Here is an 18,440-nt window from a genome sequence, read left to right on the forward strand (position 1 = left end):
CCGATGAGAATGTCAGGGTCTATCAAAACCTCAACACCCTCATCGGAGAGCTTGCCCTGGCTAAATCTGGTCAGTTATCTCCAGGAATCCCCTGCCTTTAGGCATGGGGAGGATGTCAATATCAAAAATCTACTGATGCGATTTCGCCGATGCAGACGGAAGAAAAAATAAAGAGCCTTAGTGAACTTTCTGAAAGAATAGGACAAATAGAAAGTTTAATTGGGACTCTTCGCTGCCAATTAGTATCTACAAAAGAATCTACCACCCGAAACGGTTCTTTTTTCCTGGATATAGAAATAGCAGACCATTCAGGAAACAAAAAAATTAAAATATGGCAGGAATCACAAGCCTATGCTTCTTTTTTAACACTGCCCAAGAACGCCTTTGTCGAATTTTCAGCGACTTTTCGCAATAGCTCTTATGGCTTGCAAGCGATCGTCCATACTCTGAGGGTTTTAAGCCAAGAAGAAATACAAGAGCTTCTTGAACAAAACCGAAATGCTGAAATTCAATCGGATTGGGAACTGCTTGAAAAAAAAATAGGTTCCATAGCAGATCCTCGCCTTTGTCGCTTATGTTCCCAATTTCTAATCGACTATGGGGAAAGATTCAAAAGGGCGGCAGCTGCTAGAGAATACCATCATAATTTCCGTGGTGGCTTGCTCAGACATGTATGCCAAATGATCCAAGCTGCCGAAGGGTTGATGGCAGCTTATCCTGTGTACAACTGGGACCTTATCAAAGCGGGGATCCTTTTCCATGATTGTGGAAAACTCTGGGAAAACGATTTTCAAGAACAGGGATTTGTCATGAAAAGAAGCAAAACAGCCGAACTCATTGGACATATCCCAATAGGGGTAGAAATTGTCAACTCCTTATGGAGAAGCCTGCAACATAGCGAGGAATTTCACAGAGCGTTGATTCCCCCTTCGGATCTGGTCCGAGTCCATCTCCTTCATTTAATCGTTTCCCATCACGGACTTAGAGAATATGGCTCACCTGTGACCCCAAGGACTCCAGAGGCTTGGATTCTCCATATCCTCGATAATCTGGATGCAAAATTAGAGATGTTTCGTTGCGCTTATGAAGAGGGAAAAGAAGTCGTTCCTGGTATCTTTGAAAGAAGGCCTCCTCTAGAAGGCTATCCTATTGCTCCCTTAAGCAAGTATATATCTAAACCAAAGTCTTTAGAACAGACCGAGGGGACCTCTCCAGAAAACCTTATTGATTAATGGAGGCTTCTAGCTTTTTAAGTCGTTCTGGGAAAAGTCTTGAAAGGACTTCTTTATACCGCTTTTGTGTTTCTTCTATAATTTCTTGACTGAGATGTGGGGGTGGTGGCTGCTTGTTCCATTTCGATTGTTCTAGATACATGCGTATAATCTGCTTATCGTAATAGGCAGAATTTCCTTTGTGTTTTTCATAATCTTCGACTAACCAAAATCGAGAACTGTCCGGAGTAAGCATTTCATCGATCAAATAGAGTTTTTCATCTCTTCTACCGAACTCAAATTTTGTATCCACAAGAATCAAGCCTTTTTGATAGGCATATTTTTTCCCAAAAAGATAGAGATCTAGGGTAATATTTTTTAAAACGTCGTAATTGTCCCCTAGGATTTTTTTGGCTGATTCTACATCAAGAGCCTCATCATGCCCTTCTTTTGCCTTTGTTGTAGGACTAAATAAAGGCTCAGGCAATGGACTGCCAAATGTCAAATGAGGGGGAAGTCGGTAGCCGCCTACTGTCCCTTTTTCAAGATATTCTTTCCAACCGCTACCCACTAGATAACCTCTGGCGATAAATTCAACCGGAATTGGATCGCAAGGAAGCATTCGCATCAGTCTACCATTCCATTCTGGCAGGTTCACTTCAGGGGGAAGTTCCTCACTTAATAGCGCATTGGGAAAAAGCAAGGAGGTTTTTTCCAACCAACCCAAGGCTATTTGATTAATAATAATTCCCTTTGTTGGAATAAGTTCCGGTAGGATGCAATCAAAGGCAGACACTCTATCAGTGGTCACCATCCAAAGTTCTTCTTTCCAGTAATAGAGATCTCTCACTTTCCCGCTTCTAATTTTTCGAAGACCGAATCGTTCCAAATCTTGCTTTGCTTCCATCTTTTTATTTAAATCCTTTTATTCTTTAAGCTATAATACTTTTTAAAGAATGTAATTTTCTTTCTTTTCAGACAGCTTAAAATTAAACTTTTGCCCTGACATTTTGCTGTGACAACTTCAGCACCTTCTGAATCTCAACTATTTTCTCAAAGAATAAAAATTCATTCCAAATTTTTTTACGACAAAGGGAAAAAATTCTACATCCAAGGAGTTAATTATGGCCCCTTCCGACCAAGGGATTCGACAAATTCCTATTTTCCTCTAGCTGAAGAAGTCAGAAATGATTTTCTGCTCATGCAGCAAGCGGGAATAAATACGGTTAGAACCTATCATTTTCCTCCTTGCTGGTTGTTAGATCTAGCAGAAGAATATGGGCTAAAAATTTTAGTTTCTATTCCTTGGACAGAAAGATACCACTATTTTTCCGATTCCCAGTCTTTCAATGCTTTTAAGCAGTGGATAATACAGAAAGTAAAAGAGTATGAGGGACATCGAGCCCTAGTAGGTTATTTTGTCGACAACGAACTGCCGCCAGACTGTATTCGTTTTTATGGAAGAAAAAAAATTGAAAAACTCATTTCTGATCTGCTTCTCCTTATTAAGGATACTGATGGGGAAGCCCTTGTCAGCTATGCCAATTTCCCCCCAACGGAATACTTCCAACCATATCCTGTGGATTTTTATAGTTTCAATGTTTATTTGCACAACCCCAAAGATTTGGAAGCCTATTTGTACAAGCTACAAAATCTAGCAGGGGAAAAACCGCTCATTCTAAGTGAGTTTGGCATGGATTCCTTAAGGCACGGACAGAACAATCAAGCATGGTTACTAGGAGAACATATTCGGATTGTTTTCCAATCAGGCCTAGCTGGAACGATCATATTCAGCTGGACAGATGAATGGTTTACTGGAGGGATGGATATAGAAGATTGGGCTTTCGGATTGGTAACCAAAAATAGAGAACCTAAAAAAAGTTATTGGATTATTCGCAAACTCTTCCAAGGACACCACCTTCCCCTTTACCAAAGATTTCCTTTGGAACGCACTCCGAAAGTCTCTGTGGTCGTTTGCAGTTATAATGGAGCCAATACTCTTTCTGATTGTCTTTCCTCATTGAGGGCTATTCAATATCCAGATTATGAAATTATAGTGGTCGACGATGGCTCAACGGATCATACCCAGGAGATACTCAAAAAATTTCCTGAAGTTATTGCCGTTCATCAAGCAAACAAAGGATTAGGAGTCGCCAGAAACGAAGGTATTAAAAGAGCTTCTGGAGAAATTGTTGTTTTTACAGATTCAGACTGTATGGCCGATCCCGATTGGCTATATTTTCTTGTCAAGACACTGCTTGATAAGCAATACGTAGCCTGTGGAGGACCTAACTATTCTCCTATTCCCAAAGGTCTTCTACAGGCAATTATATCCCTAGCACCTGGCTCTCCCAGTCATGTACTGCTGACAGATAGTTCTGCCGAACATATTCCTGGCTGTAATATGGCCTTTTGGAAATGGATATTTGAGAAAGTAGGCTATTTTGATCCTACTTTTCGGAAAGCTGGAGACGATGTGGATTTTTGCTGGAGAATCTTATTTAATGGATACCAAATCGGATTTAATCCTTCGGCAATCGTTTGGCATTATAGAAGATTTACGATCAAAGAATATCTCAAACAGCAAATAGGTTATGGAGAAGCCGAAGCGCTTCTTCGTTTTAAACATCCCCATTATTTCGGAGCGTTGGGCAGTGCAATCTGGAAGGGGCAAATATATGAACAAAATTTTAATCTTTTCTCTTTGAGAAAATCTTCCATCTATCAAGGTATTTTTGGAACCGGATTGTTTCAATTTTTATACCCTGGAAAAGAAAATTATTGGGCTACTCTTACAAGAAGTTTCGAGTATATGATGGCTGCTTTTTTGCTTTCTCTGCTCCTTTTTACTATTGAAAGAACTAGACTGTGGTTCTTTCTTCCTTTCCTTCCTCCTCTTTGGTCGGCCTTAAGCTATATTGCTCAACTGAAAGCAGATCCCAAAAAGTTGAGATTTAGTTCTAAACTTCTGCTTTTTTTCCTCGTCGTTATCCAACCCATTGTTAGGGGCATTACAAGACATAAGCAGTGGTTTTTTTCTCGGAAGCTGCCAATAGCTTTTCCAGGGGACAGTACCCCTCTGATCCCTATAATATTCACAATACAAACGCCTCTTATCCTCTCTTATTGGTCCAAAACAGGCCAAGATAGAATTAGCCTTTTAAAAAAGATTATAGAAAAACTCGATGAAAAAGCTTGCAGATATGCCTTAGATTCTGGTTGGGACAGTTGGGATATTTTTCTCTATGCAGACAACTTCTGGGACTGCCCTCTGCTTAGTCTTACTGAAATCTATCCTCGAAATGAGAGGATTATAAAAATAAAATTGGATGCTAAACCAACATCTCTACACAAATTAATCTTCTTTGTTATGCTGCTTACTACATGCTTTCTATGGGTTGGAGTAGGACAGACTTCACTTTTAGCTACCCTACCTCTGCTAGCCCTTCTTTCTTTTTACTTGAGAATCAAACAAAGAAGGCTGTTCATTAAACTTATTGCTTTAATCGATCAAGCTGCCAAAGAAACCCTTTTGACAAAAATCAAATGAAGAAGGCGACACAATTTTCAACGCATCGACTCAAGAAGCTTTCTTTTCTACCTGCCCTTTTTGATTCCTTTGCCATTTATAAGCGGACGTTGCCTTACTATCAACCTTTCTTTCCAAAACTCCTTCTCTGCGCATTGTTGATTATTCTTTCTGTGGGGTTGAATATCTTACGACCTTGGCCAGTGAAATGGCTCATTGACGACGTGCTACTAAAAACTATCAATCACCTCCCCCATGGTTATAGGCACAATCTTCTGACCACTGCTTTTATTGGCTGCGCAGCCTTATTTCTAATCTATTTGATCCATGGCCAATTATCCCTTCTAATCAATTCTTTACTCTATCGCATAGGGTTATCGGCCCTTCTAAAATTAAGAACTGATACTTTCTCCTTCCTTCAATATCTTCCATTGCGTTTTCATGAATCGAACAAAAGTGGGGACATAGTCTATCGAATTGCCTATGACAGCCAATCAATACTGACCATGTTGATCAGAGGATTTAGCACTATCTTTAGTTCTTCTCTCCTTCTCATCGGGACATTACTGGTGATGCTGAAGCTTAATCTATATCTAGCCACAACAGCCCTAGGCATTGCACCTTTGTTATGGGCAATTATCTCAGCCAATACTGCTAAAATCAAACAAAAAAGTACCCGAGTCCAAGAACAGGAAAGCAATCTTTTGGCAGAGACCTCAGAAAGAATTTCTTCGATGCGGTTGATTCAAGCTTTCTCTAAAGAAGAAGAATCAATAGCATCTTTTGAAAAAGCAGCTTGGAACAGTCTGAACGCCAACTATGAATACCTGCAGACTAGTAACTTCTCTTCCCTTCTTATAACAATGACCACAGCCTTCGGAACAGCCCTGATACTTTTCATAGGGACGAATGAAGTCTGGAAAGGAAGATTATCTATTGGGCAATTATGGATTTTTCTAAGTTATCTGGCTTCCTTATACCAACCGATGGAACAGCTCAGTTACACGTCTTGGGCTTTGGAAAGTGCCACAAGTAGCATGAAAAGAATTTTCGAACTCTTTGAGATTCCTAATGAAGTTTCAGAGCCTTCTAATGGAATTGTTTTGAAGGCTCCACAAGGTAAAATAGAATTTAGAAACGTCTCTTTCGAGTATCACCCAGGAAAGCCAGTTCTCAAAAATATAAGTTTCACTGTCAATCCTGGAGAACGGGTTGCTATTGTAGGTCCCACAGGATCCGGAAAAACAACCATTCTCTCCTTACTCTGTAGGTTTTATGATCCTATCGAAGGCGCTATCACTATCGACGGCATTGACTTACGAAACATGACCAAAAAATCATTACGCCAACATATTTCTCTAGTCTTACAAGATACCATTCTATTCAATACGAGCGTCGAAGAAAATATCAAATTCGGAAAAGAGGGAACGAGTCACGATCAAATCATCGAAGCAGCAAAAGAAGCTTCAGTCGATTCGTTTATTACCCAACTTCCAAAAGGATATGATACGATTGTAGGAGAAAAAGGGGCACTTCTCAGCGGAGGACAAAGACAAAGAATAGGCTTAGCCAGAGCTTTCTTAAGAAATTCTCCAATCCTTCTTTTGGACGAACCAACCAGCTCTTTAGATTTAAAAACGGAACTAGAACTTATGTCTTCTTTACTACACCTTATGAAAAATAAGACTACTCTCTTCGTTACCCATAGGCTACACATCATTCATTCTTGGGAACGCATTCTTGTGATAGTAGATGGGAAAATCTGTGAAGAAGGAAGCGGTAAAGAACTATTAGACAAAAAAGGGCTCTTCTATCAGCTGTGGAAAGCAGGCAATTTTTTCTCACCTTCTACTATTCTTTAACCTCTTTGACTATTTTCCCTAAAGCCTCAAAACTATAACCAGGTAATAAGGCTAAATCATCTTTAAGATCCCCAGATTTGAGAAAATCAAGAAATTTTTCTACCGCAGGCTGCAAAATTAAATCATGAGGTATAGCTAACCAAAATTCCATCTCATAGAGAGGAACAAAATCCAAGGAAGTAATCTCCGCACAAGCCCTCGAACTTAATCCAACATCGGCAAATCCATACCCAACCGCCTTGGCAACATCCAAAGCAGTAGCTAGCTCAATCCGATATCCGTTAATTTGATGTGGTTGGATCCCCGCTTTATTGAGCAAGCTGTCAAGCAATATACGGGTTCCAGAGCCATCTTCTCTATTGACAAAGCGGACATTTTTTTGGAGGAGATCTTCTACTTGCCGTATTTTCAATGGATTGCCAGGTTTAACCACAAACCCTTCTTCCCACTTACTAAAAGCGAAAATTAAGCCTCCTGTCTTGGCCAATGCTTCGGTGCCACTTGCGATATTGTTTTTTGGATGCTCCTTAGGAAAATGGAAACCACCTACATGAGCAAATCCCAATTGCAGAGAACTTAAGGCTTTAAGACTTGGTTGTCTGAACCACCATAGCTTAAAGTCAGAATACCTAGCAAGACGATTGGAGAGCATTCCAAGAGCGGGATCACACCCAACCAAAAAAATTTGCTTTTCTATTTCTGAATATGGGCAAAGAAGCCTCAGTTGTCGACAATTCCCTTCAGAACTTACCCGAAAAGCATTCGCTTCAACATAGCCAAGATTTAACTCTAGACTGGCAGAAGGCCATGCAATCTTTTTTCCTCTTACCTCTCCCACCACCAATCTGTCTGGGCTTTTTTCAGTGAAGGTATTTTGCTGATCCACCCCAACAATGCAATCGACATCTACAAAATCGGGGCTATAAGGAAAAAGAAACTCGACACTTTTTCCTAAAACTCGAGCCAACCTAAGAGCCACGGCCGTATTAGGTATATAGCGCCCATTTTCCATCGCATGAATGCTTTGGCGACTTACCCCAATTTTTGAAGCAAGTTCCTTTTGGGATAGACCTTTGCCAATCCTTGTCAACCGAAGAGGATTATTAATGAGAGAATCTTTTAAAGCCATCTTTCTACGCATGCCCTAGGAGTCAGTTTTCAAATTTTAATAGAGATCCCTTTTCTTAAAAAAGCTGGCAGATCCAAATTAACTCCTTTATGGACCGTTTTATAGCCTTTGGTAAAAATACCAGTTGAAATGCTGTCTTTTTGAAGACCATCGTCAGGTTGTGTAGAGCTTTTATTATCGGCAAGGATAGTATCGGTCCTTTCGAGTTGTTTTTCTATCTCTGTTTCAATAAACTTTTCTCCAGCAGCATTACCAATAAGAACAAACCCCTCCTCTCTAGCATCCATATTTTCTCTATTTTCTCTAATAATACTTAGATAGAAACGGTCGAACAAGCTTTCTTCAGCCTTGAAAAGGCTTCGTAAATCTTCCTCAGTTTTCGTAGGAGAAAGAAAAAAACAAACCCAGGCCACCTTCCTATTCTGTTCTAAACCGACATCCTTAGCCGGCTGCAAATAAGGTTGTATCTTGTCGGGTAGTTTCTCTACACCTCGTAAGGAAAAACTATAAAAGTCTTCGACAAAGAGAAGGGAAGGGAAATTTGTGCTATCAAAAGGAGCTTCTTCTGTAGCCGCTTGGGTTAAGTGGTACCAACAGGAAATGATAGAGCTTACTTTTTTATTAAGATTTCTATACACTCGAAGGGGATCGTCTGCTGGACCAAAAACTCCCTTTGCTTTTTCGTTAGAGAAAAAAATGAACTGATGAGGAAACTCTAAAAGTTCTTGCACTGTTTTTCTTGCAGTGTCTTGACGCGAAAAGGCCTCAGAATGGAACGGAAGAAAAGCTATAGAACTAAGCGTCTTGATTCTTTCGCTGGCTTTTCTAGAAAAAAATTGGAGCCCTGCACTGCCCATAGCCCCTCCAAGCCCAGATAAAACTAACAAATGCTCACATTCCTCCAATATCTGTTCAATTCTCGGTTCTTCTTCCTCGAAAATCTTCGACGCCAATTCCAAATCCCCACAAGTTCCTAACCCCTTTGTCGCCTCTTTGCCAAGTAGTATTCTTCTTTCAGCAAGGCTTCCTTCTACACTCGAAAAATCAGCATCCAAGGCATAAAAGAGGCCACTAGGCTCTTCAGCTAAGATCCATTCGTCCAATAGATTAATCCCCGCTTTCCCTATCCCCACAACGACATTTTTCGTCAAAAGAACCCTTCCTTTTGTAGTGTAAATGAAATGGTGATTAATTTAAAAATTTGATATTTCCTAAAAATCGCAAGAGTGAAGAACGCATTTTTCCAAGCAGTCCTTCTTTTAGACTCTCCATTTCGAATATCCGCCCATATCTGAGTAAGCCTAAAACGGTATACAGATCTGGCCTATCGAGATAGGATTGATCTCCTTTAAAAGGCAGCGATTCAGCCAATTTAACAGGATGGCCAAAGATTTTTTGAGCTAGCTCTTCTACTCCATCGATCTTGCTCCCTCCGCCAGTCAAATAGATGGTTCCTGTAAAATGAGGCCAAAAAGATTGCATTTCCAAATCCTCTTTGATAATTTCAAAAATTTCTTCTTGCCGGGCTCGCATAATTTTTACAATTGCATTATAAGGCACCAACCTTTCTTCGGGAAGCAGATGATTGCTTGTTGTCAGTCTCTTTTTAATGGATTCAGAGCCTAACTTAAAGGAACCAAAATGTTTCTTTATTTCTTCTGCTTGAGGAAATGGAATTCTTAAGGCCAGAGCTAAGTCATTGGTTAAATGATCTTGTCCTACCCCAATCACCCCAGAGTGAACAATAATGCCTCCATGATAAACGATATAGTCGGTTAGCCCTGCTCCTAGGTCAATAACGATCGCTCCCTGCATTTTCTGACTCCGTGTGAGCACCGCTTGAGCTGTTGCAAAGATACTCAGACAGTAATTGCAAATATCAATAGAAAGCTCTTTTACGCACCGGACAGTCGTTTGAAGCCTCGTAGCAATGCCTGAAATGAGATGATACTCCGCCGTCAGCTTCTTTGAAAAAAGGCCGATAGGATTTTCCGTCAGGGTTCCATCATCTAAAGAATAGGTTTTCAATAGGTCATGTAAAAGGATTTGTCCAGTCGGCAAGGCCTGCTGTCTGACCAAAGACCTGAGTTCCATTAAGTGCTTTTGATCGATGCGATCTCCATCTTCTCCAAGGCTGATAACCACTTTCGAATTGAACGATCGGATATGTGCCCCACTAATGGCAAGATAAACTTCTTCGATCGCAACATTGGTTTTTGCTTCAGCTTCTACAATAGCATCATGTACCGATTTTTGAGCTAGCTCAAAATCGACGATTTCCCCCTTTCTCACATTGAGCGAAGGGCTCTCAGCAATACCCAATAAGTAGAGCTCACCCCCTTCCCTTAGTTCAGCTACCGAACAAGCAATTTTGCTAGTCCCTATTTCAAGCCCAACAAGAATTGGCCATTCTTTCTTCCAAAACATTACCGTTTCCTAATAAAACAAACTTTATAAATTACTGAAATATTACTGGTACATTTTGCTCCGGAGTCAGATCGACCATGGAAATTTTACGGCCATGGCTCTGAGAAAAAGAATAAATTTTTTGCAGTCTTTGTACCTGTTCATTCAAATGATCGATCCGGAAGGTAAGCCGGACTCCATCTCTCGTAAGAAGACCTATAGAAAGTGGCCTTGAGACATCGATAGTTTGCGGATCAAAGGGGAAGTGTAAAGAAGAATTTTCTAATATATGAAGCAAATTAAGGGCAGCAGAAACCTCCGGTTCTTCTATTCTTTTTTTTCCTTCAATCAATTTCAAAGGAACCCCCACCATTTCTGGCAAAGAAAGAAGATCCTCTCTATTTTCTGTTACAAACGGATAGCCTTTTTCATCAAGACAATATTTCCTATTCTCTTTGGATTTCACTGCCAATCTCACAACAGGTTTTCTTTCCCAAATCCTTATTAGGAGGCGATCGGGAAGTTCTCTCCTTACAAGGGCTTTATCTACTTCTTGAATGGAACAAACTTTCGAATAGATATCCCTCAATGACAAATTAAAGATGTTATCTCCAACATGCACATTCGAAGCACGGATGACCTCGTCTTTTGTGATTCGTCCGCTCCCGATCAGCTCAACATCAATGTGTCTAAGCTGATAGCCATAACGGGCTAATAGATTGTTTTTAAAATAATCCCAGCTTTTGAATCCTCCGACAGTTCCAATCACAAGCAATCCGATATATAACAATGCTCTTAATAAAAGAGAAAATTTGATCCTTTTTTTAGGTAGTCTTTCTTTGCCTTCGACGTGCAAAAACTCCATTGGAGCTTTCTTGAGTCGATTCTTTTTTCTCTTTTTTGGCCTGTTCAATACCTTCATATCACGCTCCTTGGAAAGATTTGCGCTCTACCGCTTTTTAGATCCTAACACCAAAAGACTCTCTGGCTCGCCATTTGAAGAAAGAAAGTTCTACAATCCTTTCACAAAGCTCTGCAAAATTCAGCCCAGCTGCTTTTGCAGCCATTGGGAATAGACTGGTTTCAGTCATTCCAGGGATGGTATTTATTTCTAAAACCCAAGGAACCCCGTCTTCTGACAAAATGATATCGACCCTTCCATAAATAGAGCAGCCCAGGACATGAAAAGCATCCAGAGCTGTTTTCTGCACCGCCTCCCCTTGACTCTTAGTCAACAAAGCCGGACAAATGTATTCTGAAGCTCCCTTAGTATACTTATTTTGGTAGTCATAAAAGCCCTTTTTGGGTTTAATTTCCACAATAGGAAGCGCTTGGTTATCTAAAATTGCCACCGTCAATTCTCTTCCCTTGATAAGGGTTTCAGCTATCACGACATGATCAAATTGTTTTGATTTTCTGACCGCTTCCTCAAAATCCTCCATAGCATAGACGAACTCTACCCCAATGCTTGAACCCTGCCTGGATGGTTTGATGACGTAGGGAGGACCAAAAGGAACTTTTTTTTCTTCACCCACAACAAAAAAAGGTGGGGTAGGAATACCTCCCTGGACAAAAAGTTTCTTACTCCAAACCTTATCAAAAGCCTTCTCACTGGAAGCAGCATCACTACCTGTAAACGGAATGCCTCGACGCATTAAGAGTCTTTGTATTTGTCCGTCTTCTCCAAATGTCCCATGAATACACAAAAAACAGATCTCCGTTGATTCAGGCAGTTCGAACTTTTCATTAATTAAGTCGACTGATGTCAGCTCATAGCCCAAGGAAAAAAGCGCACTTTCAACTGCCGAAGCTGTCTTAAGAGAAATCTGTCTTTCTTCGGAGGGACCTCCTTTCAAAACAGTTATATGTCTAGGCAATCCTTGCTTCATTGTTCTTCTCCCAAAATGACGACTTCTGTTTCTAGCTCGATGCCCCTTTTTTCAAAAGCCTCCCTTTGAATCAAGCTAATAAGATCTAATATGTCTTTTGCCGTAGCCCCTCCCTCATTGATAATGAAATTCCCATGTTCTTCCGAAACCCTTGCTTTGCCTACTGCCTTATTTTTTAAACCTAGTTCGTCAATCAATTTTCCTGCTGGAATGCTTTTTGGATTTTTAAAAATACAGCCTGCACTAGAACCTGCAGGTTGACTTTCCACCCGTTTCATTGAAAACTCTTTTAATTCCCTTGCGATAGTCTCGCTATCCATTGGCTTAGCCACAAGTTGAGCTGAAAGAGCAATGTGATTCTCAAAAAAAGGGACTTTTCGATAAAAAACTTCCAGTTCTTGCCGATCAATCTCTCCAATATTCCCTTCCATATCCATAAAGCGGACTCTTCTGACCACATCCATGGTCGATCCCCCCATAGCTCCTGCATTCATTCTTAAGGCACCCCCTAAGCTACCAGGTATGCCTTCCATAAAGGAAAGGCCTCCAAGCCCATGCTTTTTAGCTTCATAGACTATAGTCCGCAACTTGACCCCGCATCCTGCAAAAATCAAATGATCTTCAAAACGGATCTCACAGAAATTGGGATGGGCTAAATGGATACAAAGACCTTTGATGCCACCGTCACGAACAAGAAGGTTCGTTCCCTTGCCAATCCACACCACAGGCAAAGCCTGTTCTTTGGCAAATCGTAAAAGCAAGGCAAGATCAGACTCGGTTGCTGGTTCTGCCCAGATTTCAGCAGGCCCTCCAACCCTCAAAGTCGTATGCCTACTTAATGGTTCATTTATCAAAAGCTTTGCATCAGCCGACAATTTACTTTTAAGGTGATCAATCATACGCAGATACTCGGTTAATTTTTCCACTGTTTTATAAATATCTCCTGCCCCCATAGTTACTATGGTGTCTCCAGGTTGCAAGATGGAGATTGTTTTATGGATCAGTCTCTTTTCATCCGGTTCAAAAAAAACCGCTGGATGACCCTGTTCTCTAATGGCTCTAGCTATTGCTGCTCCATCAACCCCATTAGATGTCTCTCCAGCAGAGAAGATTTCCGTTACCACAACGACATCGGCTTGAAAAAAAGATTTTGAAAAAAGGTTTTGCATCTTTTGTGCTCGGCTATATCTATGAGGCTGGAATAGAGCAACCGTTCTTCTGCCACGTCCTTTTGCCGAACTCAACGTCGTTTTAATCTCTGTCGGATGATGGGCATAATCATCGATGAGTTCGAAATAGTTGCCTTTAAATTTCAATTCAAACCTTCTTCTTATTCCTGGGAAGTTCCCAAGGGCACGAGCTGCTCTCAAAGGCGAAATTCCAAGGGTCGTTGTCAGCGATAGAGCAGCAAGAGCATTTTGCACGTTTTGAATACCCGGAATCGCCAAGGAAATTTCACACAGCCATTCCTCCCCTTTATAGAAATGATAGCCTGAAGTGCTTGTTGAAGCCTTCATCCAAAATGCCGCTGCTCTTTCTCTTAAGCTATAATTGATGACTCCCTGTTTTTTCCACTCTGCGATGAGTTGGCAATGAGGGTCATCCTGATTATAGACCACTGTATCAGTCGTTCTGGCAACCATTTCTCTAAAAGTCAAAACGATAGAATGAATATCTGCATAATAATTGAGATGCTCTTCCTCAATATTTAAAACAACCAGAGCATGCGGAGAGAAATACAAAAAACTGCCATCGCTTTCATCTCCTTCAATGACCATATACTCTCCAGGACTCCACCGCGCACTCTCTCTAAGAGAAATCGGTTCAGCTCCCAAATAAAAGGAAGGATTTAGCCCACATTCCTGGAGGATCCAGGCAATCATGGCAGAGGTCGTACTTTTTCCATGCATTCCACTAACAAGAAGGACTTTTTTTTCTGCAGCCAAAAGAGAAAGTAAAAAGGCCCTTTTGACAAGGGGTATGCCAAATTTTCGGCAAGCCTCCAATTCAGGGTTGGCTAAGGGTATTGCCGATGAATAGCACACTAGATCAGCAGCTACTACCTGAGATTGGTCATGCGTTGGATAAAACTCCAATCCATGGGCTATTAGTTTTTGGGCTTTTTCAGTCGGTTCGTGGTCTGAACCACTGACTTTGTAGCCTCTTGCAAGTAACAGGAGAGCCAGCGGAGCCATCCCGCTGCCACAAACTCCTAATAAATGAATCTTCGAGCGGTTGTTCTTGAGGATGTTTTGAACTAGTTCTCTTTCTTTAGCAGACATCGTTCGATTATCTCCACTATTTTATCAGTTGCATCAGCCTTGAAGAGAGCATGAGCAGCTGCACCCATCTCCTTGGCAAGTTGGCTGTTGTGAAGGATTAAGTCTATGGACTCTTTTAAAGACTGCGGCGTCGTTTTCGATTCTTCAAATACAAAAGCCGCTTTTTCTTTTGCCAAAACCCTCGCATTTTTGGTCTGATGATCATGAGCCGCATAAGGATAAGGAATAAGGATGCTTGGTAGACCAAAGGCGCAGATCTCTGTTAAAGTCATTGCTCCAGCTCTACTAATAACCAAATCAGCTAAACTATAATAAAGATTCATCCTATGCGAAAAGGGCTCCACCACGACTCGATACCCGTAAGAGCTATAAGCTTTCAAACAGTCTTCATAGTCGTTTGGCCCAGTCAGATGTATAAATTGAATAGTTTCTTTTTGCTCTCTCCATAGCGGTAATAATTGAAGCATCAGACGATTAATGCCACTAGCCCCTTGACTGCCTCCAAAAATAAATAACGTTTTACGGCTTAGCTCAAGCCCCGTTCTTTGGCAAGCTTCATTCCTGGATAGCCGACAGAGCTCCTTGCGAATTGGTATGCCTGTGAATATTTTTTTCTTTGGAGTCAGGGGAACTTCACATTCTTCCATCCCTAAGAGCAAGAAATCAGCACGTTTAGAGAAAAGCCGCGTCACAAGGCCTGGAACAGCATTGGCCTCATGGATAAGTAATGGCAACTTTCTATTCGCTCCCATAAAAAGGGGCAACGCACTGATAAAACCACCAAAAGCCAAAATCAAATCAGGCTTAAAAGATGAAAAGATCGACCGACACTTTTTATATCCATCAAAAAGTTTTATAGAAAAAGAGATAATTTTACTTGAAAACAATCCTGGCCATCCTGCCACAGGGAGTGAGTCCCAAGCAATATTTTTTTTGTTTTTTATCACTTCCCTATCGACCGATTTGTCTGATAGGATAAGTAGAGGATGATGACCCTTTTCTATTAGTTTTTCGGCTACCGCAATACCCGGAAATAGATGACCTCCTGTTCCTCCGCAAGGAATGAGAATATGGAATGGTTTCATAATCCTTAGAGATTGATAGAGCGTTGCGCCCCTTTCTCTTCTACTTTAATGCGAAATTCCGGAGGCCTTTGTCGATGTATGTTCAATAGCAGGCCTACGGACATAAGGCAAAAAACAAGATTCGATCCTCCATAACTAATGAAGGGTAAAGGAAAGCCTTTATTCGGAAGCAAGCCAGTTACTACGCCTAAATTTGCTAGCGTCTGCATGCCTATCAAGGAGGTGAGACTGGTACCAATCATCAACCCCTCTTTATCCGGAGCAAAAAGAGAAATCCATCCAGCGGTTAAAATAAAACTTAGATAAAGCCCAACGATAAGCAGGGTCGCCCAAAGACCCAGTTCTTCACCAATAATAGGAAAAATAAAATCGGTAGTCGACTCTGGCAAATAAAACATCTTCTGACGACTGTTTCCTAACCCAAGACCGCTGATCCCCCCAGAACCTAAAGCAATCAATGATTGCCAAACCTGATAAGACTTGCCTTCTTTATCTTGATCCATCGCCAAAAAAGCCAAAAGTCTAGATCTTCTTTCAGGCATTAACAAGGCAACGATAAAAACAAAAAGGATACCCGAGCCTAAGATAGGAAGGATCCATTTCAAGGAAATCCCCCCCAAGTACAAAAAAAGGACAAAAACCATAAAGTAGAGAAGACTCGATCCAAGGTCTCCAGAAATTATCAACAGACTAACAAAAAGTCCCACCGTCACAAAAGCCGTAAAAAAGGGAGACATATAAAAAAGGCTTTTCTTTTTGGCATTCGACAGGATGCGAGTAAAAAAAAGGGAGATAAAAATTTTTGAAAATTCCGAAGGCTCTACATTGAATCCACCTACTGAAATCCATCGGGACGAACCATGGACTTTATGCCCGATTCCAGGAACAAAACAGAGAATGAGAAGAAAAAAGCCAAGGATCAAAAGCCAACTGGACAGTTGTAAGAGTTTGTGATAATCGATCAGGCTAAAAATCAAGCAGCTGAAGAGCCCAATAGCAATCCAAAGGAATTGGCGCAACATTAAACTAGAAATCTGACTTTCTTTTTCCAATACAAATTTCCCGGAAGCACTAAAGAGGGCCACAATCCCAATAGAGAGTAAAGTTAAAGCAATGGCGACTAGCAAATAACCAGAAAATTGATTGATTTTCTTTGTTTTTTGGTAAAACAGATCCAATTCTTGCATCGGAAAAACTAGAGTCTATTGTGGTGGTAAGTTTTGTAGGGAACTGGAACCAGGGGATGGAGAAGAACTATCCTTTTCTTTTTCTTTTGGATTAGGAATGACCAATTCCTGTCCTATCTTTAACTTTGTAGGATCCTTGATTGCATTGGCATCCACGATGTCTTTCACAGAAAGATGAAACTTACGCGCTATCTTCCAAAGGCTGTCTCCCTGTCGAACGGCATAGATCCTTTTGCCATCAGCTTCTTTAAGAAGCATAGATTGTTCAGTCATTTCTTCTTCTGCCATGGGAATCCTTATTTTTTGACCCGGGACAAGTGTATCGCCTAGGGAGGGATTATACTTTTTAAGTTCATAAACACTGACTTTATAATGCCTAGCAATGCTCAAAAGATTCTCCCCTTCCTTGACTATATGAACGGATATTTCCCTTGTGGGCGAACTAACTTGTGGCTGCTGTTGGACTTGCAAATTTTGAGGTTCTGATTCCGGATTTTCCGATGGCATTTTTTGCTGAGAGGGGGGCTGAAAATTCAAATTCGGGGATCCTCCTGTATGCTGACTTAATACTTTTCCTTTGGAATGAAGCAAATAATAGACGGCCACCGAACCGATTACTAAAAGATGAATTCCCAGAACCAAAATCAAAACAGCAATGACTTTTAGGCCAAAAGAAGGCTTCGACGCTTTGCTTTTTTTTTCTTCCATATTTTCTAAAATTCCAACTCATTATATATCGATTTTGACCCAAAATCTTATCTAATTTTTAGACTTGATAAGGCAAGCAGTCCAAAAAGCAAACTGAGGATCCAAAATCTTATGGTTACGGCAGTTTCACTCCATCCTTTTAGTTCAAAATGATGGTGGAGAGGAGCCATCGCAAAAATCCTTTTGCCCGTCAGTTTATAGGAAGCCACTTGTAAAATAACAGAAAGAGCTTCGATCACAAATATTCCCCCCGCAATGACAAGGAGTAGTTCTTGACCGATTATGATCGCCACTACCCCTAGAGCACTGCCTATAGCCAAAGAGCCTGTATCCCCCATAAACACTGCCGCCGGATAGCAATTATACCAAAGAAAACCCATACAAGCACCAATGAGCGCTGAACAAAAAATAGTCAATTCTCCGACTCCTTTGACATAAGGAATAAGCAGATAGCTGCTCATATCCGCTCTTCCAGACACATAAGAAAAGACGGCATAGACAAAAGCCACACCAATAGAACAGCCCGCTGCTAGTCCATCTAATCCATCTGTCAGATTTACCGCATTGGAGCTTCCCATAACAACTAGAATAAAAAAAGGAATGGCTAGCCATCCAATATCAATAGCGTTCAACTCTTTTAAAAAGGGAATGGTCAACCTTTGGGCATGCTTACATGTTTCCGGATCAGAAAAGAGAACCACTCCTACGATCGCTCCGACTAACCCTTGGGCAACAAGTTTGACTTTACCAGGAATACCATAATGTTTTTTTTGAACCACTTTTCTAAAATCATCGAGAAAACCAACCGCTCCCATAAAAAGCATACTCAGAAGGGTAAGCCAAAAAAACTTGTTTTGCGGTATAACCCAAAGCAGGCAGCTAAAGCTTACTGCAAACAATATGAGTAGTCCTCCCATCGTAGGCGTACCGGACTTGGTCTCATGCAGGGCTGCAAGGTCCCGTACCACCTCTTTACCTCGAATGGGCTGACCAGCCTTTAATCTTTTTAAAAGCCGAATCATTGGCTTTCCCAATAACCAAGAAAAAACCAAAGCAGTAATAGCCGCCCCCATAGCCCGAAAAGAGATGTACTTAAAAACGTTCAATATCCCAAGATGAGCAGAATAGAGATGAAGATAATAAAGCATGATT

14 protein-coding genes are annotated in these 18,440 nt (G+C 40.9%); 3 read left to right on the forward strand and 11 right to left on the reverse strand.

Features of this window, described 5'->3' with window-relative positions; genetic code table 11:
• The first annotated feature begins 149 nt into the window (after nucleotides 1-149).
• Nucleotides 150-1,232, forward strand: a complete 1,083-nt coding sequence (locus A7Q09_RS09520) for an HD domain-containing protein (protein ID WP_134391216.1) — start codon at nucleotides 150-152, stop codon at nucleotides 1,230-1,232.
• Here A7Q09_RS09520 and A7Q09_RS09525 read toward each other — a convergent pair.
• Nucleotides 1,222-2,118: a phosphoribosylaminoimidazolesuccinocarboxamide synthase gene (locus A7Q09_RS09525; protein WP_134391217.1), complete on the reverse strand. Its 897-nt coding sequence runs from the start codon at nucleotides 2,116-2,118 to the stop codon at nucleotides 1,222-1,224. The two genes, A7Q09_RS09520 and A7Q09_RS09525, sit on opposite strands and share 11 nt — an antisense overlap.
• Before the next feature lie 108 nt (nucleotides 2,119-2,226).
• Here A7Q09_RS09525 and A7Q09_RS09530 point away from each other — a divergent pair, with 108 nt between their 5' ends.
• Entirely contained in the window at nucleotides 2,227-4,761 is a 2,535-nt protein-coding gene (locus A7Q09_RS09530; RefSeq protein WP_134391218.1) for a glycosyltransferase, read from the forward strand.
• Nucleotides 4,758-6,602, forward strand: coding sequence for an ABC transporter ATP-binding protein (locus tag A7Q09_RS09535; protein WP_134391219.1), 1,845 nt, complete (start codon nucleotides 4,758-4,760; stop codon nucleotides 6,600-6,602). Before A7Q09_RS09530 ends, A7Q09_RS09535 begins: the two co-directional genes overlap by 4 nt.
• On the opposite strand, the gene A7Q09_RS09540 is transcribed toward A7Q09_RS09535, so the two are convergent.
• Genes A7Q09_RS09540 through mraY form a run of 10 tightly spaced genes read right to left on the reverse strand, consistent with a single transcriptional unit; the run spans nucleotide 6,592 to nucleotide 18,436 of the window.
• Nucleotides 6,592-7,743 (reverse strand): substrate-binding domain-containing protein, encoded by a 1,152-nt coding sequence (locus A7Q09_RS09540; RefSeq protein WP_134391220.1) that lies wholly within the window; start codon nucleotides 7,741-7,743, stop codon nucleotides 6,592-6,594. The two genes, A7Q09_RS09535 and A7Q09_RS09540, sit on opposite strands and share 11 nt — an antisense overlap.
• A 17-nt stretch (nucleotides 7,744-7,760) precedes the next feature.
• Nucleotides 7,761-8,882 carry a hypothetical protein gene (locus A7Q09_RS09545; RefSeq protein ID WP_166791979.1) on the reverse strand — a complete coding sequence of 374 codons (1,122 nt, stop codon included), beginning with the start codon at nucleotides 8,880-8,882 and terminating at the stop codon, nucleotides 7,761-7,763.
• 37 nt (nucleotides 8,883-8,919) lie between these two features.
• Nucleotides 8,920-10,158 (reverse strand): cell division protein FtsA, encoded by a 1,239-nt coding sequence (gene ftsA / locus A7Q09_RS09550; RefSeq protein ID WP_134391222.1) that lies wholly within the window; start codon nucleotides 10,156-10,158, stop codon nucleotides 8,920-8,922.
• A 31-nt stretch (nucleotides 10,159-10,189) separates the two neighbouring features.
• Nucleotides 10,190-11,059 carry a cell division protein FtsQ/DivIB gene (locus A7Q09_RS09555; protein ID WP_134391223.1) on the reverse strand — a complete coding sequence of 290 codons (870 nt, stop codon included), beginning with the start codon at nucleotides 11,057-11,059 and terminating at the stop codon, nucleotides 10,190-10,192.
• A gap of 37 nt (nucleotides 11,060-11,096) precedes the next feature.
• The gene (locus tag A7Q09_RS09560; RefSeq protein WP_134391224.1) at nucleotides 11,097-12,026 is read right to left on the reverse strand and encodes a D-alanine--D-alanine ligase; all 930 of its coding nucleotides are present in this window, start codon (nucleotides 12,024-12,026) and stop codon (nucleotides 11,097-11,099) included.
• The gene (gene murC, locus A7Q09_RS09565; RefSeq protein ID WP_134391225.1) at nucleotides 12,023-14,308 is read right to left on the reverse strand and encodes a UDP-N-acetylmuramate--L-alanine ligase; all 2,286 of its coding nucleotides are present in this window, start codon (nucleotides 14,306-14,308) and stop codon (nucleotides 12,023-12,025) included. Before murC ends, A7Q09_RS09560 begins: the two co-directional genes overlap by 4 nt.
• Nucleotides 14,284-15,393: an undecaprenyldiphospho-muramoylpentapeptide beta-N-acetylglucosaminyltransferase gene (murG, locus tag A7Q09_RS09570; protein WP_134391226.1), complete on the reverse strand. Its 1,110-nt coding sequence runs from the start codon at nucleotides 15,391-15,393 to the stop codon at nucleotides 14,284-14,286. The genes murC and murG overlap by 25 nt, the downstream gene beginning before the upstream one ends.
• Before the next feature lie 5 nt (nucleotides 15,394-15,398).
• Nucleotides 15,399-16,580, reverse strand: coding sequence for an FtsW/RodA/SpoVE family cell cycle protein (locus A7Q09_RS09575; protein ID WP_134391227.1), 1,182 nt, complete (start codon nucleotides 16,578-16,580; stop codon nucleotides 15,399-15,401).
• Between the two features lie 15 nt (nucleotides 16,581-16,595).
• Nucleotides 16,596-17,288 (reverse strand): LysM domain-containing protein, encoded by a 693-nt coding sequence (locus A7Q09_RS09580; RefSeq protein ID WP_134391228.1) that lies wholly within the window; start codon nucleotides 17,286-17,288, stop codon nucleotides 16,596-16,598.
• A 47-nt stretch (nucleotides 17,289-17,335) separates the two neighbouring features.
• A complete protein-coding gene (gene mraY, locus A7Q09_RS09585; RefSeq protein WP_134391229.1) occupies nucleotides 17,336-18,436 on the reverse strand; it encodes a phospho-N-acetylmuramoyl-pentapeptide-transferase in 1,101 nt (366 codons plus the stop codon).
• Nucleotides 18,437-18,440 lie beyond the last annotated feature (4 nt).

This window comes from Methylacidiphilum sp. Yel (assembly GCF_004421185.1).
GTDB lineage: Bacteria > Verrucomicrobiota > Verrucomicrobiia > Methylacidiphilales > Methylacidiphilaceae > Methylacidiphilum.